24 protein-coding genes and 2 pseudogenes are annotated in these 22,239 nt (G+C 70.9%); 5 read left to right on the top strand and 21 right to left on the bottom strand.

The genetic code is table 11. The annotated features are described in order from the left end of the window. Nucleotides 1-79: 79 nt before the first annotated feature. The 10 genes from Q7L65_RS05230 to Q7L65_RS05275 form a co-directional block, all read right to left on the bottom strand. Nucleotides 80-301: a hypothetical protein gene (locus Q7L65_RS05230; RefSeq protein ID WP_304719240.1), complete on the bottom strand. Its 222-nt coding sequence runs from the start codon at nucleotides 299-301 to the stop codon at nucleotides 80-82. Further along, on the bottom strand, nucleotides 291-1,196 hold the full coding sequence (locus tag Q7L65_RS05235) for a 4-(cytidine 5'-diphospho)-2-C-methyl-D-erythritol kinase (RefSeq protein WP_304719241.1): 906 nt from the start codon (nucleotides 1,194-1,196) through the stop codon (nucleotides 291-293). The genes Q7L65_RS05230 and Q7L65_RS05235 overlap by 11 nt, the downstream gene beginning before the upstream one ends. Further along, nucleotides 1,193-2,014, bottom strand: a complete 822-nt coding sequence (rsmA, locus tag Q7L65_RS05240; protein WP_304719242.1) for a 16S rRNA (adenine(1518)-N(6)/adenine(1519)-N(6))-dimethyltransferase RsmA — start codon at nucleotides 2,012-2,014, stop codon at nucleotides 1,193-1,195. The genes Q7L65_RS05235 and rsmA overlap by 4 nt, the downstream gene beginning before the upstream one ends. 78 nt (nucleotides 2,015-2,092) lie before the next feature. Continuing rightward, nucleotides 2,093-2,845 carry a TatD family hydrolase gene (locus Q7L65_RS05245; protein ID WP_304719243.1) on the bottom strand — a complete coding sequence of 251 codons (753 nt, stop codon included), beginning with the start codon at nucleotides 2,843-2,845 and terminating at the stop codon, nucleotides 2,093-2,095. Nucleotides 2,846-2,858: 13 nt separating this feature from the next. Then, on the bottom strand, nucleotides 2,859-4,361 hold the full coding sequence (gene metG / locus Q7L65_RS05250) for a methionine--tRNA ligase (RefSeq protein WP_304719244.1): 1,503 nt from the start codon (nucleotides 4,359-4,361) through the stop codon (nucleotides 2,859-2,861). 56 nt (nucleotides 4,362-4,417) lie between these two features. Beyond that, nucleotides 4,418-5,188, bottom strand: a complete 771-nt coding sequence (locus Q7L65_RS05255) for a succinate dehydrogenase/fumarate reductase iron-sulfur subunit (RefSeq protein ID WP_304719245.1) — start codon at nucleotides 5,186-5,188, stop codon at nucleotides 4,418-4,420. After that, nucleotides 5,185-7,107 carry a fumarate reductase/succinate dehydrogenase flavoprotein subunit gene (locus Q7L65_RS05260; protein ID WP_304719246.1) on the bottom strand — a complete coding sequence of 641 codons (1,923 nt, stop codon included), beginning with the start codon at nucleotides 7,105-7,107 and terminating at the stop codon, nucleotides 5,185-5,187. The genes Q7L65_RS05255 and Q7L65_RS05260 overlap by 4 nt, the downstream gene beginning before the upstream one ends. Continuing rightward, nucleotides 7,104-7,871, bottom strand: a complete 768-nt coding sequence (locus Q7L65_RS05265) for a succinate dehydrogenase cytochrome b subunit (protein ID WP_304719247.1) — start codon at nucleotides 7,869-7,871, stop codon at nucleotides 7,104-7,106. The genes Q7L65_RS05260 and Q7L65_RS05265 overlap by 4 nt, the downstream gene beginning before the upstream one ends. Nucleotides 7,872-7,976: 105 nt before the next feature. Beyond that, nucleotides 7,977-8,786, bottom strand: a complete 810-nt coding sequence (gene rsmI / locus Q7L65_RS05270) for a 16S rRNA (cytidine(1402)-2'-O)-methyltransferase (RefSeq protein ID WP_304719248.1) — start codon at nucleotides 8,784-8,786, stop codon at nucleotides 7,977-7,979. Nucleotides 8,787-8,790: 4 nt separating this feature from the next. Beyond that, a complete protein-coding gene (locus Q7L65_RS05275; protein ID WP_304719249.1) occupies nucleotides 8,791-9,759 on the bottom strand; it encodes an ROK family protein in 969 nt (322 codons plus the stop codon). Between the two features lie 22 nt (nucleotides 9,760-9,781). On the opposite strand from Q7L65_RS05275, the gene Q7L65_RS05280 reads away from it, so the two are divergent. Further along, nucleotides 9,782-11,062 carry an LCP family protein gene (locus tag Q7L65_RS05280; protein WP_304719250.1) on the top strand — a complete coding sequence of 427 codons (1,281 nt, stop codon included), beginning with the start codon at nucleotides 9,782-9,784 and terminating at the stop codon, nucleotides 11,060-11,062. Nucleotides 11,063-11,119: 57 nt separating this feature from the next. Here Q7L65_RS05280 and Q7L65_RS27685 read toward each other — a convergent pair. Next, nucleotides 11,120-11,212: pseudogene (locus Q7L65_RS27685) on the bottom strand (DUF4440 domain-containing protein); the annotation flags it as partial. A 25-nt stretch (nucleotides 11,213-11,237) separates the two neighbouring features. Between Q7L65_RS27685 and Q7L65_RS05285 the strand changes: the two are divergent. Further along, the gene (locus Q7L65_RS05285) at nucleotides 11,238-11,645 is read left to right on the top strand and encodes a LysR substrate-binding domain-containing protein (RefSeq protein WP_304719251.1); all 408 of its coding nucleotides are present in this window, start codon (nucleotides 11,238-11,240) and stop codon (nucleotides 11,643-11,645) included. Next, a pseudogene (locus Q7L65_RS27690) lies at nucleotides 11,536-11,787 on the top strand (LysR substrate-binding domain-containing protein); the annotation flags it as partial. The gene Q7L65_RS05285 and the pseudogene Q7L65_RS27690, both read left to right, overlap by 110 nt. Before the next feature lie 84 nt (nucleotides 11,788-11,871). On the opposite strand, the gene Q7L65_RS05290 reads toward Q7L65_RS27690, so the two are convergent. Beyond that, nucleotides 11,872-12,324, bottom strand: coding sequence for a hypothetical protein (locus Q7L65_RS05290; protein ID WP_304719252.1), 453 nt, complete (start codon nucleotides 12,322-12,324; stop codon nucleotides 11,872-11,874). Further along, complete coding sequence (locus Q7L65_RS05295; RefSeq protein ID WP_304719253.1) at nucleotides 12,284-12,640, bottom strand: FmdB family zinc ribbon protein; 357 nt, start codon at nucleotides 12,638-12,640, stop codon at nucleotides 12,284-12,286. Before Q7L65_RS05295 ends, Q7L65_RS05290 begins: the two co-directional genes overlap by 41 nt. A gap of 103 nt (nucleotides 12,641-12,743) precedes the next feature. Here Q7L65_RS05295 and Q7L65_RS05300 point away from each other — a divergent pair, with 103 nt between their 5' ends. Further along, nucleotides 12,744-14,114 carry a glycine--tRNA ligase gene (locus tag Q7L65_RS05300; protein WP_304719254.1) on the top strand — a complete coding sequence of 457 codons (1,371 nt, stop codon included), beginning with the start codon at nucleotides 12,744-12,746 and terminating at the stop codon, nucleotides 14,112-14,114. 121 nt (nucleotides 14,115-14,235) lie between these two features. Then, nucleotides 14,236-15,498, top strand: a complete 1,263-nt coding sequence (locus Q7L65_RS05305) for a ribonucleotide-diphosphate reductase subunit beta (RefSeq protein WP_304719255.1) — start codon at nucleotides 14,236-14,238, stop codon at nucleotides 15,496-15,498. A gap of 24 nt (nucleotides 15,499-15,522) precedes the next feature. Here the strand turns inward: Q7L65_RS05305 and Q7L65_RS05310 are convergent, their stop codons facing one another. The 8 genes from Q7L65_RS05310 to Q7L65_RS05345 all read right to left on the bottom strand — a co-directional run bounded on the left by Q7L65_RS05310 (nucleotide 15,523) and on the right by Q7L65_RS05345 (nucleotide 21,922). Further along, nucleotides 15,523-15,951: a type II toxin-antitoxin system VapC family toxin gene (locus Q7L65_RS05310; protein ID WP_304719256.1), complete on the bottom strand. Its 429-nt coding sequence runs from the start codon at nucleotides 15,949-15,951 to the stop codon at nucleotides 15,523-15,525. After that, nucleotides 15,948-16,208 carry a hypothetical protein gene (locus Q7L65_RS05315; protein WP_304719257.1) on the bottom strand — a complete coding sequence of 87 codons (261 nt, stop codon included), beginning with the start codon at nucleotides 16,206-16,208 and terminating at the stop codon, nucleotides 15,948-15,950. Before Q7L65_RS05315 ends, Q7L65_RS05310 begins: the two co-directional genes overlap by 4 nt. 33 nt (nucleotides 16,209-16,241) lie before the next feature. Then, nucleotides 16,242-16,859: a hypothetical protein gene (locus Q7L65_RS05320; protein WP_304719258.1), complete on the bottom strand. Its 618-nt coding sequence runs from the start codon at nucleotides 16,857-16,859 to the stop codon at nucleotides 16,242-16,244. Nucleotides 16,860-16,908: 49 nt separating this feature from the next. Further along, nucleotides 16,909-17,547 (bottom strand): TetR/AcrR family transcriptional regulator, encoded by a 639-nt coding sequence (locus Q7L65_RS05325; RefSeq protein WP_304719259.1) that lies wholly within the window; start codon nucleotides 17,545-17,547, stop codon nucleotides 16,909-16,911. Between the two features lie 142 nt (nucleotides 17,548-17,689). Next, entirely contained in the window at nucleotides 17,690-18,139 is a 450-nt protein-coding gene (locus Q7L65_RS05330; protein WP_304719260.1) for a hypothetical protein, read from the bottom strand. An 84-nt stretch (nucleotides 18,140-18,223) separates the two neighbouring features. Further along, nucleotides 18,224-20,644, bottom strand: a complete 2,421-nt coding sequence (gene lon, locus Q7L65_RS05335; RefSeq protein WP_304719261.1) for an endopeptidase La — start codon at nucleotides 20,642-20,644, stop codon at nucleotides 18,224-18,226. Continuing rightward, nucleotides 20,641-21,123 (bottom strand): Hsp20/alpha crystallin family protein, encoded by a 483-nt coding sequence (locus Q7L65_RS05340; protein WP_304719262.1) that lies wholly within the window; start codon nucleotides 21,121-21,123, stop codon nucleotides 20,641-20,643. Before Q7L65_RS05340 ends, lon begins: the two co-directional genes overlap by 4 nt. A 37-nt stretch (nucleotides 21,124-21,160) precedes the next feature. Further along, a complete protein-coding gene (locus Q7L65_RS05345; RefSeq protein ID WP_304719263.1) occupies nucleotides 21,161-21,922 on the bottom strand; it encodes an MBL fold metallo-hydrolase in 762 nt (253 codons plus the stop codon). Nucleotides 21,923-22,239: the final 317 nt, after the last annotated feature.

Below are 22,239 nucleotides of genomic sequence, written 5' to 3' on the forward strand. Positions count from 1 at the left end.
GCTCACGTGCGCCGCGCGCGGCGCCGGCGACCGCCCGCGGTCGCGCTCGACGGGCGGGCGCGGCCGCGCCAGACGCGGCTCAGAAGAGCCGCGGCCAGTAGTAGATGACGGCCGCGCCGACGAGTGCGCCGATGCCGCACAGCGCGGCCAGCACCCACAGCGACAGCAGGCTCGCGACGAGCCGCTCCCAGACGCGGTCGTAGGCAGACGCGACGGGCACGGTGACGAGCGCCACGAAGGCGATGAGGCCGATGGCGCCCGCGCCGATGGCGACGAGCTGGACGATCGCGTCATTGCTCATGACTGGCCCCATTGTTCCGCACCGGGCCGACGGCCGCGAACTCGTGCCCGACCGGGCGTGCGGCGACGGCTCCCGGGAAGCGCTCGCGCAGCGTGTCGGCGGCGCGCGCCGCGGCCTCCTCCCCACGCGCTCCCCAGAACAGTCCGATCACGGTCGGGCCCGAGCCGCTGACGAACGCATGGTCCGCGCCAGCCGCGCGTGCGGCGGCCAGCGCAGCGTCGATCGACGCGCAGAGCGAGCGAGCGGCGGGTTCGAGGTCGTTGACGAGCAGGTCGGGCGACAGCCCCTCTCGCAACCGCTCGCGCAGCTCCAGCAGCTCCTCGAGGGAGCGGCCGAGGCCGAGGCGGTCCGCCTCACGGAAGACCTCCGGCGTCGACAGGCGTTCCTGTGAGGGGATCACGAGCAGTCCGTGCGGCGATGGGGGCGCAACGCGCTCGACGTGCTCGCCGGCGCCGTAGACGAGCACCGGCCCCGGCTGGAGCTGGCTCGGAACGTCCGCGCCGAGTCCGGGGGCGAGCTGCTCGATCAGGAGGTCGTGCGGTCGCCCCGCGGCCTGCGCGACAAGCCGCAGCGCCGCCGCGGCATCACCGGAACCGCCTCCCATACCCGCCGCGACCGGCACGCGCTTGACGATCGTCAGTCGCTGCGCCGGGCCGTCCCACCCGCTCGCCGCCCGATACCGCGCCAGCGCGACAGCGGCCAGATTCGGTCCCTCGACACCGGGACAGACGACCTCGTCGACGTCGGAGTCGATCTCCTCCAAGCTCAGCTCGTCCGCCAGGGAGAGCGGCTCGATCAACGAGACGAGCTCGTGCAACCCGTCCTCACGCGTGGGACCGAGGAAGAGTCCGAGGTTCGTCTTTCCCGGAGCGAGTGCCCGCAGCGTCGCGCTCACGCCTGCAGCGTCTCCCACAGCTCCCGCAGCTGCGTCGGCGACAACCGCTCGGCGCGCACGTCGCGCGGGTGGCCGAGCGCCTCCAGCGTGTCCCGAACCCGGTCCGGGGAGCCGGCGCCGGCGATCCCGACCGACTTCGCGAGCGTCTTGCGGCGGTGCGCGAAGGCAGCCTGCACGAACGTGCGCAGCGCTCTCGGGGCGGCGGGGCCGGTGCGTCTGAGCCCGACGAGGACGGAGTCGACGTTCGGGACCGGGAAGAAGACGCGTCGCGAGACCGGGCGCACGACGCGCACGTCGGCGGCCAGTTGGGCGATCACCGAGGGGATCCCGTAGGCGTCGCTGGCGGCCTTGGCGGCGAGCCGCTCGCCGACCTCCTTCTGCACCATCGCGACCCAGCCGGTCGCGTGCGGCAGCTCCTCCAGCGTGCGCAGGATCGCGCCGGCCGCGATCCCGTACGGCAGGTTCGCGACGACCTTCGTCGGCTGCGGGTCCAGCGCTGCGAGGTCGAGCGTCATCGCGTCGCCCATGTGCAGCGTCGTGCGCGTGCCGAACGGGTCGAGCGCGTCGCGCAGCGGCTCCTGGAGCCCGCGGTCGATCTCGACCACGTGCACGTGCGCGGTGCGCTCGGCGAGGTGCTCCGACAGGACGCCGAGGCCGCCGCCGATCTCCAGCACGACGTCCTGGGGCGCCAGCTCCGCGGCGCGCGCGATCACGTCGAGGATGTTGGAGTCGATCAGGAAGTTCTGGCCCAGCTCGCGGTTGGGCCGGATCCCGAACGCGCGCATGCGGCGCAGCGACGGCTGGACGGGCTCGTTCACGACATCACCTCCGCCCCGGAAGAACGAGCCCCCGGGCGAGTTCTTCCAGTGCAACGCAAGGCCTCCGGCCGCAGCGTTTCACGACCAGCCGAACAGCGCGGCGGCGTTGGCCTCTACCTGCGCCTCCAGCTCGGCGTACGGCACGCGTCGCTCCAGCGCCACCAGCTGCGCCGTCAGCGCGACGTTGGCGGGCACGTTGCGCTGCTTGCGCAGCGGCTGAGGGCTGAGGTAGGGCGCGTCGGTCTCGACCAGCAGATGGTCGGCCGGGACGCGCACCGCGGCGGCGCGCAGCTCGGCGTTGGCCGGGTAGGTGACGTTGCCGGCGAACGAGATCCAGTAGCCGCGCTCGACGCACTCGTCGACGCGGTCCGGCATCGAGAAGCAGTGCAGGATCACTCTGACGCCGTCGGCCTCGGCGGCGAGCAGGTCGAGCGTCTGCTGGTCCGCGGAGCGGGTGTGGATCACGAGCGGCTTGCCGGTCTCGCGCGCGAGCACGATCTGCGCGCTGAAGGCGCGCCGCTGGTCCGCCTCGGGGGCGTTGTCGCGGTAGAAGTCGAGGCCCGTCTCGCCGATCGCGCGGCACTTCGGATGCGCCGCCAGCGCGCACAGCTCGGCGAGGTCGGCGTCGTCGAAGCCGGTCGCCGAGTTGGGGTGGCGGCCGATCCCGACGAACACCTGCGGGAAGTCCTCGGCGACCTGCAGCGCGGCGCGGCAGGAGTCGGAATCGGTGCCGATCGTGAGCATCCGCCGCACACCCGCGGCCTCCGCCTGCGCGACCAGCTCGGCCTCGGGATCGCCGCAGGAGGTGATGTGGGTGTGGCTGTCGATCATCGCCGCGGCGCCGCTATCTCGTCTTCGGGAACAGCGGCTCGATCGCGGACACTCGCGTGCCCCACCCCTGCGCGGCGAACCCGGCGCCGGCGTAGTCGAGCGACGGGCGGTCGAGCGCGCTCAGCAGCTTCTCGACGCTCTCCGGGATGTACGGGTGCAGCAGCACCGTCACGACGCGCACGCCCTCGATCAGCGAGGCGAGCGTCTCGTCGAGCCTGTCCGCCGCCTCGGGATCTCTCGCGAGCTTCCACGGCGCGCGCTCCTCGACGTATCTGTTGAGCCGCCGCACCCGCTGCCAGATCTCCTCCAGCGCCTGGCTCGGCTCCGCTCTGTCCAGCAGCGCCGCGACCGTCTCCGGCAGGCCGTCGAACTCGGCCGCCAGCGCGGCGTCGGTCGCGACCGCGGGCACGAGCCCCTCGCGATAGCGGTTGACCATCGCGATCGTGCGGCTGGCGAGGTTGCCGTAGTCGTTGGCCAGCTCGGACTCGTAGCGCTGCTCGAAGCCGGTCGTCGAGACCGAGCCGTCCTGCCCGAAGGAGACCTCGCGGAAGCAGTAGTAGCGCAGCGCGTCGGTGCCGAATCTGTCGATCACGTCGAACGGGTCGAGCACGTTGCCGAGCGACTTCGACATCTTCTCGCCGTCCAGCAGCAGGTAGCCGTGGACGATCTCGTGGCGCGGCAGCTCGATCCCGGCCGCCATCAGCATCGCCGGCCAGTAGACGGCGTGGAACTTGAGGATGTCCTTGCCGATGAGGTGGAAGTTCGCCGGCCAGAACGTGTCGGTGAGGTCCTCGCCCTCACGTGCGAACGAGAGCGCCGTGTAGTAGTTCAGCAGCGCGTCGAACCAGACGTAGAAGACGTGCGCCGGATCCCACGTGACCGGAACGCCCCAGGTGAACTTGCCGCGTGACAGCGACAGGTCGCGCAGGCCCGAGTTGATGAACGAGAGCGCCTCGTTGCGACGCGCCTCGGGCGCGACCCAGTCCGGCCGCTCCGCGTAGAGACGCTCCAGCGGCTCCTGGAAGGTGGAGAGTCTGAAGAACCAGTTCTCCTCTCTCTCACGCAGCAGCGGGATGTGGTGGATCGGGCAGGTGTTGCCCTCCGCGATCTCGTTCTCGTTCTTGAAGTCCGCGCAGCGCGGGCAGTACCAGCCCTCGTACGTGCCGAGGTAGGTGTGCCCGTTGTCGTGGATTCTCTGCATCACCTCCTGCACGCGTCTGATGTGACGCGGGTCGGAGGTGCGGATGAAGAAGTCGTTGGTGACGTTGAGCCGCGGCATCATCGCCTCGAAGCGAGCGGCGTTGCGATCCGCCAGCTCCTTCGGGCTGATGCCCTGCGCCTCGGCGGCGAGCGCGACCGGCTCGCCGTGCTCGTCGGTGCCGGTGAGGAAGAAGACGTCCTCACCGCGCTGACGCATGTGCCGCGCGAGGATGTCGGCGGCGATCGTCGTGTACGCGTGCCCGAGGTGGGGCTGCGCGTTGACGTAGTAGATCGGAGTTGTGACGTAGTAAGGCACGCGGCCGAGAACAGTAGCGGCCGGCGTGCCGAGGTCGCGATGCGCCGCGTTCGGCGCTACTGCGCGACCATCTTCTTGTTCGCCTTCTTCTCGTCGCGCACCGCTCTGCGGTACTCGCGGTTGAGCATGCCGATCACGTCGATCGAGATCTCCTGCGGGCAGGCGAGCGAGCACTCGCCGAAGTTCGTGCAGCCGCCGAAGCCCTCGTTGTCCATCTGGTGGACCATCGAGCGCACGCGCTCGCCGCGCTCGGCCTGGCCCTGCGGCAGCACGTTCAGGTGCGTCACCTTCGCACCCGTGAACAGCATCGCCGCGCCGTTGGGGCAGGCGGCGACGCAGGCGCCGCAGCCGATGCAGATCGCGGCGTCCATCGCCGTCTTCTGCGTCTCGGGGCTGACCGGCATCGCGTTCGGCTCCGGCTGCGGGCCGGTCGTCGTCGAGATGAAGCCGCCGGCCTCGATGATGCGGTCGAGCGCGCTGCGGTCGGTCACGAGGTCTCTCATGACCGGGAAGGCGTTGTTGCGGAACGGCTCGACGCGGATCGTCTGGCCGTCTCTGAAGTCGCGCATGTACGTCTGGCAGGTGGTGACCTGCTGCGGGCCGTGCGGCAGCCCGTCGATCGTCAGCGAGCAGGCGCCGCAGATGCCCTCGCGGCAGTCGCTGTCGAACGCGACGGCGTTGCCGCCGCGTGCGATCGCGGTCTCGTTGACCTGATCGAGCATCTCCAGGAACGACGCCTCGGCGTCGATGCCGGTCGCCTCGATCGTCTCGTAGCGACCCGTGTCGCCGGGGTAGTCCTGGCGCCAGATCTCGAGCTTGAAGTTCACTTGTAGCTCCGGGTCGCGAGCTTGACGTTGTCGAACGTGAGCTGCTCCTCGTGCGCGACCGGCATGCCGCCCTCACCGCCGTACTCCCACGCGGTGACCGTCGCGTGGTTCTCGTCGTCGCGCAGCGCCTCGCCGTCGCCGGTCTGGTGCTCTTCGCGGAAGTGGCCGCCGGCCGACTCCTCGCGGCGCAGCGCGTCGAGGCACATGACCTCGCCCAGCTCGATGAAGTCCGCGACGCGGCCGGCCAGCTCGAGGCTCTGGTTGAGCTGGTCCGCTCTGCCGTCGACGCGCACGTCGTTCCAGAAGTGGTCGCGCAGCTGGTGGATTCTCTCGATCGCGTCGGTGAGGCCCTCGGCCGTGCGCGACATGCCGCACTTGTCGAGCATGATGTGCCCCAGCTCGCGGTGCAGCACCTGCGGCGCCGTCGTGCCGTTGACGTTCATCAGTCTGCCGATCCGCTCTCGCACGTCGGCGAGCGTCGTGTCGAACGCGGGGTGCGACTCGTCGACCCGGTCGGTCCGTCTGGCGATGTGGTTGGCGACCGTGTGCGGCACGATGAAGTAGCCGTCGGCGAGGCACTGCATCATCGCGCTGGCGCCGAGCCGGTTGGCGCCGTGGTCGGAGAAGTTCGCCTCACCGATCGCGAACAGGCCGGGCACCGTCGTCTGCAGCTCGTAGTCGACCCACAGGCCGCCCATCGCGTAGTGCGGCGCCGGGTAGATCATCATCGGCGTCTCGTACGGGTTCTCGGCCGTGATGCGGCTGTACATGTCGAAGAGGTTTCCGTACTTGCCCTCGATCGTCGCGCGGCCTCTCTCGTTGATCGCGTCGCGGAAGTCGAGGTAGACGCCGCGGCCGGTGCCGCCGACGCCGAGGCCCTCGTCGCAGACGACCTTCGCGGCGCGCGAGGCGACGTCGCGCGGGACGAGGTTGCCGAACGCCGGGTAGCGCTCCTCGAGGAAGTAGTAGCGCTCGGCGTCCGGGATCTGGGCCGGCGGGCGGCCGTCTCTCGGTCTGCGCGGGACCCACACGCGGCCGTCGTTGCGCAGCGACTCGCTCATCAGCGTGAGCTTGCTCTGGTACTCGCCGCTCTGCGGGATGCAGGTCGGGTGGATCTGCGTGTAACAGGGGTTCGCCATCAGCGCCCCGCGCTTGTGCGCGCGCCAGGCAGCCGTGACGTTCGAGTTCATCGCGTTCGTCGACAGGTAGTAGACGTTCGTGTAGCCGCCGGAGGCGAGCACGACCGCGTCGGCGGCGTGGCGCTCCAGCTCGCCCGTGACGAGGTTGCGGGCGATGATCCCGCGCGCCTCACCGTCGACGAGCACGACGTCGAGCATCTCGTGGCGGTTGTATATCTTCGCGTTGCCGCTGGAGACCTGGTGCTGCAGCGCGCTGTAGGCGCCCAGCAGCAGCTGCTGGCCGGTCTGGCCGCGCGAGTAGAAGGTGCGCTGCACGAGCACGCCGCCGAACGAGCGGGTCGCGAGCGCGCCGCCGTACTCGCGGTTGAACGGGACGCCCTGCGCCACGGCCTGGTCGACGATGTTGGCCGACAGCTGCGCCAGGCGCCAGACGTTCGCCTCACGGGCGCGGAAGTCGCCGCCTCTGATCGTGTCGACGAACAGGCGCCGGATCGAGTCGCCCTCGTTGGCGTAGTCCTTCGCGGCGTTGATGCCGCCCTGCGCCGCGATCGAGTGCGCGCGGCGGGCGGAGTCCTGGAAGCAGAACGACTTGACGCGGAAGCCCTGCGCGGCCAGCGAGGCGGCCGCCGAGGCGCCGGCGAGGCCGGTGCCGACGACGATCACCGTGTGCGAGCCGCGGTTGCGCGGGCCGACGAGCGCATGCGCGTCCAGCCACGTGTTCCACTTGTCCTGCAGCGGGCCTGCGGGGATCTTCGCGTCGAGCGTGACGGTCGAGCTCATCGGGTCACCACCGGTGTAGCAGAGGCCTGTGCGACGACGTCCGAGGGAGAGGCGAGCGCACCGGTCCAGAAGAGGATCGGGACGAGCGCGAAGCCGATCACGACGACGACCGACAGCGCGGTCGCCGTGCGGCGGATCCCCTGGTTGCGCTCCGGGCGGTCGAGCCCGAGCGTCTGCGTCGCGCTCCAGAGGCCGTGCTTGAGATGGAAGCCGAGCGAGCCGACCGCGAGCACGTAGAGCAGCACGAAGTACCACTTCTGGAAGGCGTTGTAGAGGTTCGCGTAGACGGCGCCCTCCCGCAGCGGCGTGACGTCGATCGTCAGCGTCGTGAACTGCAGGATGTGGAAGACGATGAAGGCCAGCAGCAGCAGACCGGTCAGGATCGCCGTCGCGGAGGAGAAGCTGCGCCCGATGCGGCGGGCGGGATGACCGCCGCGGGCGGCGCGGCTGCGGGCGCGCAACTGGGCGATGCCCGTGATGTGGACGACGACCGCGCCCAGCAGCAGGACGCGCACTGCCCACAGCACGAAGCTGTAGGGCAGCAGCGGCTCGCCGAACGTACGCAGCCAGTGCGCGTAGTCGTCTACGCGCGCGTCGCCGCCACCCGGTCCGTAGAGCGAGTTGAGGTTGCCGAGCATGTGGAGCACGACATAGCCGACGAGGACCGCGCCGGAGACCGCGACGGCGATCTTCTTGCCGATCGACGAGTCCCACAGCTCACGGATTCCCGTGCGTCGTGCGCGTGTTCCGTCTGTGACGAGCATTCTCCGAAAAAGGTCCGTGGGCGCGCAATCGGGGGGCCTCGCGCCCGGCCCATCGGACTGAGATCGTCCGATGGTCGGACAATAGCGCGTTAGTGGCGCCTGTGACTACTCGGATTCGGTCAGCGCTCTGTAGAGCGCGTTCGCCGGCACGCCGGTCAGCTCCGACACGACAGCCGCGGCCGGACGCCGCTTCGCGCCCGCCTCCACGAGTCTGCGCAGCGCGCTCAGCGCCGGGCCCAGCTCGGGCGCGACGGGCGTCGCGGCGCCGACGACCAGCACCACCTCTCCGCGCGGTGCCTGCGCAGCGTACCGCTCGGCCAGCGTCGCGGCGTCACCCCGCACGATCTCCTCGTGCAGCTTCGTCAGCTCGCGGCAGACGGCGACCGGCCGCTGCGGATCGAGCTCGGCGAGCACCGCCAGCGTCGCCGCCAGGCGGTTGGGCGACTCGAACGCGACGAGCGTCTCGTCGGTCTCGAACGACTCGCGCAGCTCGCCTCTCTTGCGCGGCAGGAAGCCGACGAAACGCCAGCGCTCGGCCGGCAGCGCCGAGGCGACCAGCGCCGCGAGCGCGGCGCTCGGACCGGGCAGCACCTCGACCGCGAGCCCCGCCGCGACGCACGCCTGCACCAGCAGGAAGCCTGGATCGGAGACGAGCGGCATGCCGGCGTCGGAGACGAGCGCGACGTTGGCGCCGGCCTGCATCCGTCTGACCAGCTCTGCCGCGCGGTCGCGCTCGTTGTGCTCGTGGTAGCTGAGCAGCTCGCCCGCGACGCCGTAGCGGTCCAGCAGCACGCGCGTGCGGCGCGTGTCCTCGCAGGCGATCAGGTCAGCCTCGCGCAGCGCCGAGAGGACGCGCAGCGTGACGTCCTCGAGGTTGCCGATCGGCGTCGGGCAGACGATCAGGCGGCCGGCCATGACGTCAGGCCACCTCGCGGCGCAGCTCGTCGAGCGCGAGCGCGCCGGCGCCGACCATGCCGGCCTCGGGCCCGAAGCTCGCGACGACGATTCTGGCGTGCTTGGCCATCGTCGGCAGCGCGCGTCTCATCGCCTCGTCACGCGCCGGCGCCATCAGCAGCTCGCCCGCAGCGATCACGCCGCCGCCGATCACGACGACGTCGGGGTTGAAGATGTTGAGGTAGTTCGCGATCCCGACGCCGAGGTTGCGGCCGATCAGCTCGAGCGTGTCGATCGCGGCCTGGTCGCCGTCGTGCGCCAGCTCGGTCACGAGCGCGCCGTTGACGGTGCGACCGTCGGCGAGCGCTCTGCCCAGCAGCGAGTCGGGCCGCTCGCCGGCGATCCGCGTGCCCTCGCGCGCGAGCGCGGTGCCGGACGCGAGCACCTCGAGGCAGCCGTGGTTGGGGCAGTTGCCCTGGCAGCGCGGGCCGTCTCTCTCGATCACCATGTGGCCGAGCTCGGCGCCGGCGCCGATCGCGCCGCGGTAGAGCTTGCCGTTGAGGATCAGCCCGCCGCCGATGCCGGTGCCGAGCGTCAGCACGACCGCGTCGGTGACCCCCTGCGCCGCACCGGCGCGGAACTCGGCGAGCGCCGCCATGTTCGCGTCGTTGTCGACGTGGACGGTCATCCCGAGCCGCTCGGCCATCACGTCGCGGAACGGCACGTCGATCAGCGGCAGGTTCACCGCCATCGTCGCGACGCCGGTGCGCTGATCGATCAGACTGGGGATCCCGAAGCCGACCGCGGCGATCTCGGCGTCAGCGGCTGCGCGCACTTCCTCGACCGCTCTGACGACGGTCTCGATCAGCTCGCGCTGACCCAGCCCGTGCACCTCGCGGTACACGCGGTTATGGACGTTGAGGTCCCCGTCGAGCACGCCGGCGAGCACTTTCGTACCCCCGAGGTCGACGCCGATAACGCACTCAGCCGACATCGTCGGCACTATAGACCGCTCCATGGCAGAGCACCGCGACGATCCCCCCGGGCGCGGCGACGAGCCTTCCTACCGCGTCTACAGGGCCGGTGACGGCGAGCCGGCACGACGCGCGAAGCCCCCGCGCAGCGACTCCGGCGACGGCTCCGGAAGCGTCGGCGCGCGCGGTTCCACGCCAGGCGACGAGCCCGAATACACGGTCTACCGCGCCAAGCCGCGCGGACTGCGCGAGCGGCTGCGCGGGGAGGACGCGGGGGTCGGCGACGACCGGCCCGGCGCAAGCGGCGGGAGCGGTGGCGGCGGGAGCGGTGGGGGTGGCGGCCGGCGGCTGCGGCTGCGGCGCGGCGGCGGGCGTTCCAGACGCCCGATCACGGTCGGGCGCGTCGTCAAGTGGGTCGTGCTCGCGATCGGGGCGTGGCTGGCGCTGTCGCTGGTGCTGTTCCTCGTCAGCGCGCAGATCCAGAAGGGCAAGGTCTCCGACTCCGCGAAGGCAGCGCTGACCGACGCCGGCTACCCGCTCTGGTCGGCCAACAACGTCCTGATCCTCGGCTCCGACCAGCGCCCGCCGGGCACGAAGGAGCCGGGCGCATCGACGAGCGGGCCGAGCCGCTCGGACACGATCCTGCTGTGGCGCGTCGGCGGCGGCAAGTCCGCGCGCCTCTCGATCCCGCGCGACACGGTCGTCGACATCCCCGGCCACGGCCGCCAGAAGGTCAACGCCGCCTACGCGTTCGGCGGCGCGGCGCTGACGATCGACACGCTCGAGCAGTACCTCGGGATCCCGATCAACCATCTGATCGAGGTCGACTTCGAGAACTTCCCGAAGCTGATCGACGCGCTCGGCGGGATCGACGTGAGGACCGGGCGCGTCTGCTCGGAGATCAGCGGCGGCATCCGCAACGGCGGCTGGACGCTGAACCTGAGAAAGGGCACCCACCACCTGAACGGCGAGGACGCGCTGACGCTCGCGCGCACGCGCAAGAACAGCTGCAACCCCGCCGAGGACGACCTCACGCGCGCCAGACGCCAGCAGGACATCCTCAGCGGGATCAAGGACAAGGTCACCTCCCCCACGACGTTCTTCCGCCTGCCGTGGGTCTCGTGGGCGGCGCCGAAGGCGATGCGGACCGACATGGGCGGCCCGACGCTGCTGGGCTTCTTCGGCGCGGCCGCGATCGGCGGCACGCCGCCCGTCGAGGTGCTGAGACCGTCCGGCTTCGAGACGCTGCCCGACGGCGGCTCCGGCCTCGACGTCTCCGACGCCGACAAGCAGGCCGCCGTCGACCAGTTCATGGACGGCTGAGCGGGTCGGCAGCGGCTCGCTGCCACGCCGGCTTGCGGCGCGCCGGCGGCGGGCGCTTCAGCGCGATCTCGACTCCGACCGGTCGAGGATCCGCAGCCAGCTGCCGTCGGGCTGGCGGCGCAGGACCTGGGCGCGGGCACCTGTCCCGTCGGCCGATCTCGGCGCCGTCGCCGGCATGCGGCCGGCGGCCGACGAGCTGGCCGGGCTCGTGCGCGGGCACGTCGCCGTCGGAATGGTCCCGTCCGGTCCGGCGGGCTACCTCGCCGACCTGCTCGACGTCTTCCACCGCGCCCACCCCGCCGTCGAGGTGACGCTGACGGAGGCGAACTCCGACGAGCTGCTGACGCAGCTGCTCGACGGACAGCTCGACCTGGTCCTCGCCGCGCAGGCCGGCCCGCCGCCCGCCGGCATCGAGACGCTGGTGATCCTGGACGAGCCGCTGGTGGCGGCGGTGGCGCGCGGGGCGAGCGAGCGTGGCGGGGAGGGAGCACGCGAGGCGCGCCATCGCGGCGGCGGCAAATGCGACTGGGACGAGCGAGCGCGGCGAGACGGGCGCGGAACGCGGCCTGCTCGCCGGCCGTGACGAGATCGAACTCGACGAGCTGCGCGAGCAGCCGCTGCTGAGCCTGCCGCGCGGGAGCGGCTTGCGCGCGGCGCTCGACGCGAGCTGCGCGGCCTCCGGCTTCACGCCGCGGATCGCGTTCGAGGCGAGCGATCCGAACGTGCTCGCCCAACTCGCCGCGCGCGGCCTCGGGATCGCGTGGCCCGGCCGCACGCGCGCCAGCCGCAAGCGCGCCGACCGGAATCGCTCAGACGACGCGGAAGCGCCAGCGCGCGACGGTCTCGCCGGCGACGCGCCACCGGACCTCGTAGGTGCCGCGCTGGAATCTCAGCGGCGTCACGGTCGGGCTGTCCTGCGGACCGCTGGTCGCGTTGAAGCAGGTCCGCAGCGGGCTGCGGCCAAGCCGTCTGACGCACGTGCGGTATCCCGTGCCGGTCGCTTCGCCGTCGACGAAGACGAGATCGGCGAGCGCGCGCCCGTCGGCAGCGGCGGCGAGCTTGTGCACCGGCATCCGCAGGGCATCGGTGACCTGGCCGGTGAAGCGGGCCGTGTCAGCCGCCGCGCGCGCGGCGGGCGAGGGAGAGCGCTCGGCCGCCGCCGCGTGAGCAGCGGCGGGCACGATCGCCAGCAGCAGCGCGAGCGCGAGCGCGATCGCGCCGCTACGCCGCAGATCTGCTGCTGCTCGCGGGCTTGCTGTCACCCGAGGACGGCTTCTTGTCCGACGACGAGGAAGACGTCGTGGACGTTCTGCTGTCGGTCGACTTGCTGTCGCTGCTCTTGGTGCCATCACCGTTCTTGCTGGAACCCTCGCCGGCGCTCTTCAGCTCGCGGGCACGCTTCTTCGTGCCGTAGTCGGTGTTATAGAACCCAGAGCCCTTGAAGTGAACGGCGGGCGCGTGCAGGACGCGCTGGACGGGCGCTCCACAGACTTCGCATCTCGTCAGCGGGTCGTCCGCCATGCGCTGGATCGCGTCGAAGTTGTGCCCGTTCTCGCAGCGGTACTCGTAGATCGGCATCGTCGGAAGAGTATAGGCAGGTCGTTGGCACTCTCACCACGAGAGTGCCAACGATCGATGTCCGCGCACCGACAGGGGGTGCTCGACTAGCATCCGAATCCGGATGGCGACAGACATCGTGACCATGGACAAGATCGTTGCGCTCTGCAAGCGGCGCGGCTTCATCTTCCCTTCCTCAGAGATCTACGGCGGGGTCGGGTCGACCTACGACTACGGCCACTACGGCGTGCTGCTCAAGACGAACGTCAAGAGCGAGTGGTGGCGGCAGATGCTGCAGGAGCGCGACGACGTCGTCGCGATCGACTCGGCGATCATCCAGAGCCCACGCGTATGGGAGGCCAGCGGCCACCTCGCCGGCTTCAGCGACCCGCTCGTCCAGTGCCTCGGCGAGTGCAAGAGACGCTGGCGGCTGGACCACCTGCAGGAGGCCGCCGTCGAGAACGGCGAGGACCCGGCGCTCGTGCGCTGTCCGACCTGCGGCGGCGAGCTGAGCGAGCCGCGCGCCTTCAACCTGATGTTCTCGACGACCGTCGGCCCCGTCAGAGACGAGGGCGCGACCGTCTACCTGCGACCGGAGACGGCGCAGGGCATCTTCATCAACTTCAAGAACGTCCTGCAGTTCGCGCGCAGAAAGCCGCCGTTCGGAATCGCGCAGGTCGGCAAGTCGTTCCGCAACGAGATCACGCCCGGCAACTTCATCTTTCGCACGCGCGAGTTCGAGCAGATGGAGATGGAGTTCTTCGTGCCGCCGGAGGACGCGCCGAGATGGTTCGCGCACTGGCTGTCGGCGCGTGAGCAGTGGTACACCGACCTCGGCATCCGGCCCGACCACCTGCGCCTGCGCGCGCACGACCCGGACGAGCTGTCGCACTACTCCTCGGGCACGAGCGACGTCGAGTACCTCTTCCCGATCGGCTGGTCGGAGCTGGAGGGGATCGCCAACCGCGGCGAGTTCGACCTCAACGCGCACAGAACCGCCTCGGGCGAGAAGCTCGAGTACATGGACCCCGGCACGGGCGAGCGCTACACGCCGCACGTGATCGAGCCGGCCGCCGGCGCCGACCGCGCGACGCTCGCGTTCCTCGTCGACGCCTATGACGAGGAAGAGGTCGAAGGCGACATCCGCACCGTGCTGCGGCTGCACCCGAAGCTCGCGCCGGTCAAGGTCGCCGTGATGCCGCTGCTGAAGAAGGCCGGCCACCCGGAGGTCGCGCGAGAGATCTTCAACGACCTGCGCACGCGCATGCAGGCCGAGTACGACGAGGGCGGCTCGATCGGCAAGCGCTACCGGCGCCAGGACGAGATCGGCACGCCGTGGGGCGTGACGGTCGACCACCAGACGCTCGAGGACCGCACCGTCACGCTGCGCGACCGCGACTCACTGGAGCAGGTCCGGATCGCGATCGACGAGCTCGCGCCCGAGCTGGAGCGCCGCCTGAGGGCGCCCTGGCAGAGCCCAAAGCTGTCCGCCTGACGGCGGATTGCGAGTTCCACGGCGGCGAGCGGCGCCGCCGTCGCCCCGGGAACTCGCGCCTGCGCTGAGCCGATCGCGTACGGTTGCACCATCCGGTGCAACCGATGAGAGGGGACGCGCGATGGCCGTCGTCGCCGCGACCGAGCAGATCAGCTACACGGATCTCTACGAGCGTTGGGAGCGCGGCAACTGGCGCGCGACGGAGATCGACTTCTCCGCCGATCGCGTGCAGTGGCAGGAGCGCTTCGACCCGTTCGAGCGCAGAGCGGCGCTGTGGAACTACTCGCTCTTCTTCCACGGCGAGGACGCCGTCGCGGACACGCTGACGCCTTACATCGACGCCGCGCCGCTGCCGGAGCAGAAGTACTTCCTCACGACCCAGCAGGTCGACGAGGCGCGCCACGCGGTCTTCTTCAAACGCTTCATGTACGAGGTCGCCGACGTCGGCGACGGCACGATGGCGGGCGGCCTGGCCGCGATCCAGCCGTCGCTGACATGGGGCTTTCGCAAGGTCTTCGACCGCCTCGACACGATGGCGGACGAACTGCGGCGCGACAGAAGCAAGCCGAAGCTGGCGGCCGCGATCGCGCTGTACCACCTGATCGTCGAGGCGACGCTGGCGCAATCGGGCCAGCACTTCATCACCGGCTACCTGGAGCAGCGCGACGTGCTGCCGGGCTTCTACGGCGGCATGCGCAACGTCGAGTTCGACGAGCAGCGCCACATCGGCTTCGGCGTCAAGCTGCTGTACGACCTCCAGCACGAGGACCCGGACTGCAAGGAGGCGGTCGCGGAGCTGCTGCGCGAGGTGCTGCCGTGGGCGCTGGCGGTGTTCGTTCCGCCGGGCTGGGACGAGCGCTACGCGACCGCGTTCGGCTTCGAGCTGCTCGACATCTACGAGATGGGAATCGCGTCGCTGGACAGCAAGCTGCGCGCCGCCGGGATGCCGCTCGACGAGCTGCGCCTGCCGCTGCCGCTGCGGCAGACCGCGCGCGAGCGGGCCGAGTACGGCGTCGCACTGCTGAGAGCGGGCTACCTGGGCGAGAAGACCGGGCCGCCCGCACGTGACAGCGAGACGCTGAGACTGCTGTTCGACGGCGTCGAGCGCTCGATCGACCACCGCCACGCGCCCGGCCACCCGGTCACGGTCGCGTGGGAGTTCACCGACGCGCAGCCGTGGCACGTGCGGATCGACGACGGCCGCTCGCGCGCCGCGCCCGGCTCCGTCGCCGGCGGCGCGGACCTGACCTTCCGCTGCACGGTCGAGGACTTCGTCGACGTCAGTGCGGGGCGACTGGACCCGCGCCTGGCGCTGGTGCGCCGCCGCCTGCGCCCAAGCGGCTCGCTGCGGCTGCTGGCGAAGATGCCGAAGCTGTTCGGCTGAGAGCGCTGCTCCCGCGGCGTCAGCTCAGTCGAGCGGGTGACGCCAACGCAGGTCGCTGAACTTGGCGAAGTCGCGATCGAAGCTGAGCCACTCGCAACCGTGCTCGATCGCGAGCGCAGCATGGTGCGCGTCGGCGATCAGCGCGCTACGCGCTTGAGTGCTGCGGCAGAGCTGCTCGAAGATCTCCCAGTGGCGTCCCCCGGGGCGCACCACGCGCGCATTTGGATGGTCCTTGATGCTGGAGACGAACAGGAACGCCTCGTCGAGCGGTGTCGGAACGGCAAACGCGCGCGGGTTCGTCACGATCCGGACGAATCCACTCATCACCAGCTCCGACACCGCGAACGGCTCAGGACCGCGGACGACGTGCTCGACCAGCTCGCGCGCGATGTCGTGATGCTCCTGGCCAGCCCGATGCGCGTTGATCAGGACGTTGACGTCGAACAGGATCACCAGCGTCCCGCCGACCGGTCCTCCTCGTCGAGCAGCTGCTCGAGCGCGCGGTTGTCGTTCACGTCGATGCGCGCAGCGGAGTCGTCGCCGCGGAAGACACGCACCTGGAACGGCGCCGTCGCAGCGGCCGCTCTGCGTTGGTGCAGATCAGCGCGAAGCGCATCCTCCACGACGTGAGCGAAGCTCGTGCGACGCTCGGCAGCACGCTGCTTGTACGCCTTGAAGACCTCGTCGTCGAGATTGATCGTCGTACGCATGCACAAAAGCATATCGACGACGCATAAAGATGCCTAGCCGGCGCGCACGCGCGCTCTGGCCTGCAGCTGGAAGCGGCCGTCCGGCAGCGGCGTCGCGCTGATCGCGTCGACCTCGATGCGCGGGTCGGAGAAGATCGGGTAGGCGGTGACGAGGCCGAGCAGACCGTCGGGGCGAGCGACGACGCGACCGTCGCGCACGACGACCTGCAGGCGCACCGAGGCGCCCGCGATGCGTGCGTCGACGACGATCGCGCCGTCGTCCTGCGGCACCAGCCTGCCCTCGATGCCGGCCGGCAGCGCGCCCGTGAGCTGCTGCGGATCGAGCACCGCCGAGCCCTCCAGCACGCCGTCGCGCTTCTGCACCCGCACGTCGTTCAGCTCGACGTCGTCGGCCGCGCGCACGCGGTCGATCCGCACGTCCAGCTCGTCGACACGGCGCGTCTCGTAGAGGTCGTCGGCGATGTCGCCGACGCGCGCGTCGTAGCTGCGCACGTGCGCGCTGACGCGGTCGGCGTGGCGCCACAGCAGCTCGACCGCGGGCAGCGCCTGGACCTTCGCGGCCGTCACCTCGCCGTCGCCGCCGAGCTGACGCGTCACCTCGCGCTCCGCCAGCCGCGGCAGCAGCAGCTGAGCGAGCACCAACAGCAGCACGACGACGCCCGCGCCGATGAGGACGGCGCGCCGCAGCGGTCGCGCCCCACTACGCAGGATCGGCGATCAGCGTGCGCGCCGCGGCGACGGCGGCCGCCAGCGTCGGGCTCGGATCGAGCTTCGGCTCGGTCAGGAAGCGCAGCGCGAGGCCGTCGGCGAGCGCAAGCAGCACGCCGGCGACGGCATCGGGCTCGGCGCCGAGCCGCACGATGCCCTCGTCGCGCTTCTCCGTCAGCGACGCGGCCAGATGCGCGCGCATCTGACGACAGAGGTCGGCGAGCGCGTCCGCGATCTCGGCGTTGCGGCGCGACAGCGTGAACAGCTCGAACATCAGCGTGACGAGGTCGGAGTCGCCCTCGACCAGCTCCGAGAGGCCGCGCACGAGCCCGTCGATGAAGTCGTCGGCGGTGTGGGCGCCGTGCAGCTGGGCCGCGAGGCCGGCGATGCGGATGTCGCAGTCGCGCCGCACGACCTCGACCAGCAGCCGTTCCTTCGTGCCGAAGTAGTAGTGCAGCAGGCCGCGCGATACGCCGGCCTCGCGCGCGACATGATCGAACGTCGAGCCGGCCGCGCCGCGCGCCGCGACGCTCACGCGCATCGCGTCGACGATCCGCTTGGCCTTGTCGCTCTCGAGCGTGCGGACAGGCCCGTCCGCGACGGTGGGGACGATCGCATCGGTGGCGGACATCCACCGATCGTACCTGGCTCGTCAGCCAGAGGCACCGGACCGGACGCAAAGAGGGCGCCCCGATGGGGCGCCCTCCGAGCCATGCCGCGAGTTCCCACGGTCGCCGCGCAGCAGAGCGCGACGACGTGGAACTCGCTAGCCGTCAGGCCGCCGTCGGCGGCGGCGTGCTCGGCGTGGTGGTGGAGGTGTACTCGAACTCCTCCTCCTTGCCGAACAGCGCGTCGAGCACCTTCGTGCGCAGATCTTCGCTCAGCGCGAGCGCGGCGCCGGCGATGACGAGCAGCACCAGCACCTTGCGGAACGGGTGCTTCTTCTTCTTTTTCTTCGGACCGTCCTTCAGCGCCGTGCCCGCATCCTTCAGCGCGCCGGCGGCCTTGTTGAGGTCCTTCTGCAGCTTCTTGTCCTCGACGAGCGCCTTCGGGCTGCGGCCGTCGGACGCGACGCGGTCGTACGCGTCCTTGGCCGCCTCGAACGCGACGCGGAAGTTGTCGCGCAGGTCCTCGTCGTCGACGAGCCGCTGCACCCAGGGGCTGGTCGTCGCAGCGGCGGCGGTCGCCGCCTTCTTCGCTTTCTTGGTGCGTGCTGCTGCCATGCCGAGGTGCTCCTTGGTCCGCTGTTCAGGTGGTGAGCACCACCATACCCCCTGTCTGGCGGGATGACGCGGGTCTTCGGCGCTTCAGCCGGCGGCGAGGCCGGCGGGCGCGCGCCCGTCGCTGCGCGAGCGCGCGGCCCTCGCCGCGAGCGCCAGCTCGAGCACCTGCTCGATCCGCGAGACGAAGTGGAAGTCGAGGTCTCTGCGCAGATGCTCCGGAATCTCGTCCACGTCCTGCTCGTTCAGCGCCGGCGCGATCACGACTCTGATGCCGCTGCGCTGAGCCGCGAGCGACTTCTCCTTCAGGCCGCCGATCGGCAGCACCTGCCCGGTCAGCGTGATCTCGCCGGTCATCGCGACGTCGGCGCGCACCGGCCGCCTCGTCAGCTGCGAGACGATCGCGGTCGCGATCGTGATGCCCGCGCTCGGGCCGTCCTTCGGGATCGCACCGGCCGGCACGTGCACGTGCACGTCGTGCTCGGCGAACCAGGCGTCGTCGATCCCCTCGGGCGGATGGCTGCGGACCCACGACAGCGCCGCCTGCGCGGACTCGCGCATCACATCGCCGAGCTGGCCGGTGATCGTCAGCTTGCCGCTGCCGCCCATCGCGGTCGCCTCGACGAACAGCACGTCGCCGCCGACCGGCGTCCACGCCAGCCCGGTCGCGACGCCCGGCTCGGCGGTGCGGCGGCGCATCTCGCGGAAGACGCGCCGCTTGCCGAGCAGCTCGCGGACCTTCGGCGCCGAGATCGTGACCTTTCGCGTCAGTCTGCCCTCGGCGACCTGGCGCGCGATCTTGCGGCAGACGGTGCCGAGCTCGCGCTCCAGCCCGCGCACGCCGGCCTCGCGCGTGTAGTCGGAGATGATCGTCCGCAGCGCCGCGTCGCTGAACGCGATCTGCGCTCTGCGCAGGCCGTTGCGCTCGATCTGGCGCGGCACGAGGTAGCGGCGCGCGATCTCCAGCTTCTCCTCCTCGGTGTAGCCGGCGAGCTGGATCGTCTCCATCCGGTCGCGCAGCGGGCCGGGGATCGTGTCGAGCGTGTTGGCCGTCGTCACGAACATCACGTCGGAGAGGTCGAACGGCAGGTCGAGGTAGTGGTCGCGAAACGACGAGTTCTGCTCCGGGTCGAGCACCTCCAGCATCGCGCTGGCGGGATCGCCGCGGAAGTCGGAGCCCATCTTGTCGATCTCGTCGATCATGAAGAGCGGGTTTCTGGAGCCGGCGTCGCGCAGCGCACGCACGATCACGCCCGGCATCGCGCCGATGTAGGTGCGGCGGTGGCCGCGGATCTCCGCCTCGTCGCGCACGCCGCCGACGGAGATGCGCTCGAATCTGCGCCCGAGCGCCTTCGCGATCGACTTGCCGAGCGAGGTCTTGCCGACGCCGGGCGGCCCGACGAGGCAGAGGATCGAGCCGCGCGCGTCCGGCTTCAGCTTCAGCACGGCGAGGAACTCCAGGATCCGATCCTTCACCTGCTCGATGTCGTAGTGGTCGGCGTCGAGCACCTCGCGGGCGTGCGCGAGGTCGAGGTTGTCGTCGGTCTTCGCGCTCCACGGCAGCGCAGCGATCCACTCCAGGTAGCCGCGGATCACGCCGTGCTCGGCGGACGCGGGCGGGATCCGCTCCAGCCGCGCCAGCTCGCGGTCGACCTGCGTGCGGACGTCCTCCGGCAGCTGCAGCGCGTCGAGCTGCTCGCGCAGCTCCTCCGCCTCCGCCGCCATCTCGTCGCCCTCGCCGAGCTCGTCCTGAATCGCCTTCAGCTGCTGGCGCAGGAAGTACTCGCGCTGCGTTCTGTCGAGCTCGGACTGGACCTGCGACTGGATCTTGGAGCCGAGCGCGACGACCTCCAGCTCGCGCGCGAGGATCTCCGACAGGCGCCGCAGCCGCCTCGCGACCTCGCGCTCCTCCAGCAGCGCCTGCTTCTCCTCGGTTCTGATCCTCAGGGCACTCGCGATCAGATGGCTGAGCGCGCCCGGGTCGTCGAGGTTCGCGATCGCGATGTGCAGCTCCTCGGGCAGGTACGGGACCTCCTCGACGATGTTCGAGAAGGTGCCCTGCACGTTGCGCATCAGCGCGAGCAGCTCAGGCGTCTCCTGGCCGCCGGTGTCGGGCGCCTCCTCGACCTGCGCGACGAGGTAGGGCTCGTCTCTGTCCCAGCCGCTGACGCGTATCCGCTGCGTCGCCTGCACGAGGATCCGCAGCGTGCCGTCGGGCACCTTCAGCATCCGCGCGACGACCCCGGCGACGCCGATCTCGTAGAGGTCGTCGGGGCCGGGCGTCTCCAGCTCCGGCTTGCGGCTGGCGACGAGCGCGATCATGCGGTCGCCGCCGAGCACGTCGTTGACGAGCGCCATGCTGCGCTCCTGGCCGACCGCGAGCGGCACGAGCGTCTCGGGGAACGTGACGCTGTCGCGCAGCGGCAGCACCGGCAGTGTCGCCGGCAGCGCTCGCTGTGTCGGGACCTCGATCTCGCGCGCCTGCCCGGGCGTACCGATCTCGATCATCTGGCGCCGGTCCCGCCCGCTCTGGAGCCAGGCCGGGGCACTTCGATCGGCACGCTGCGGCGGCGCTGCTCGGGCTCGACGAGCGGCAGCTCGACGCGCAGCAGCCCGTCCTCGTAGATCGCCTTCGCCTCCTCGGCGCGGACCTCGGCACCGAGCTGCACGACGCGCCGGAACGGGCCGTGCTCGATCTCGACCTGCTGGTAGATGCGGCCCTCCGCCTCGTTGGCGCGGCGGTGGCCGGACAGCACCAGCTCGCGACCCTGGATCTCCAGCGCCAGCCTGTCGGCGTCGATCCCGGGCAGCTCCGCGGTGACGACGGCGCGCGGCGGCTCGTCGGCGTAGTAGACGTCGACGGCGGGCGAGAAGCCGCCGCGTTTGCGGGGGGCGATGCCCGGGCGCTGGAAGACGTCGCCGAACAGCTCGTCCATCTCCCTGCGCATCCGCTCGAAGTTCGCGAAGAGGTCGCGTTCCGGAGCCATGCGCCGGAATCTACCCGTCCGGGCGCGGCGGCGCCCTTCAGATGTTGTAGGTCGCGCCTTCGACCGCGATTTCGATCGGTCTGCCGAACTCGCGCTCGGCGTCCGCGCGCGCTCTCGCGAGATCGTCGTCGGCCGCGATGTGGGTCAGCACGAGCCGGCGTGCTGCGGCCGCGCGCCCGTGCGCGCCGGCCTCCGCCCACGTCAGGTGGCCGCGCTTGCCGCCCTCCTCCGGCGCGCCGAGCGTCGCCTCGATCATCAGCAGGTCGGTCCCGCGCGCGAACTCGACGAGCGCCTCGTTGGGACAGCAGTCGGCGCCGAAGGTGAAGCTGCCGCCGGCGCTCGTCACCTTCACCGCGTGCGTGCGGATGAAGTGCGGCACCTCGTGGAAGCTGATCGTCAGCGGGCCGAGCGTCAGCTCCTGCTGCGGCTCGTACTCGATCAGGCAGAAGGCCTGCTCGACCAACTCGGGCGCATTCCAGGCGCCGGTGATCTGGCGGAAGACGTCGCGGCCGCCGGGCGGCGCGTAGAGCGTCGGGCGCGGATGCGGGAAGGCGCGGGCGCGGGGCGAGTAGCTGAGCGCGTACGAGTACGGGATCAGGTCGATGCAGTGGTCGGAGTGCAGATGAGTGACGACGACCGCGTCGACCGCCGCGTAGTCGACGTACTCGCGCAGCTTGCCGAAGACGCCGTTGCCGCAGTCGACCAGCAGCGTCGTGTCACCCTCCTCGACGAGGTAGCCGCTGCACGCTCCGCCGGCGTCCTGCCAAGCGGGCGACTTTCCGATCACGGTGATCTTCACGCCGAAGGCCTTGCCACAGTGGATCGGACACTCTAGCCGTGCGGCCGCCCGATGGCGCTCAGCCCCGATCGACCGCTTCTGAGGCGGCCGTGCAGGCGCCCTCGCGAGGGCGCCTCAGTCAGGCGTGGAGCGCTGCCTGTTCCTGCGCCGAGGGCATCGCCCAGACGGCCTGCGTGCGACGTTCCTGACGGAACTGGAAGCGCAGCTGACGAGGTGGCCGCAGGCCGTCGGGATGAGCGGGCCGGAAGGTCGCGCACGGTTCGGCATCCGCAAGTGCACAGAGCAGGTTCTGACGGAAGAAGCAGTCCTCGCAACCA

The organism is Conexibacter sp. CPCC 206217, from assembly GCF_030646165.1.
In the GTDB taxonomy this organism is placed as follows: Bacteria; Actinomycetota; Thermoleophilia; order Solirubrobacterales; family Solirubrobacteraceae; genus Conexibacter.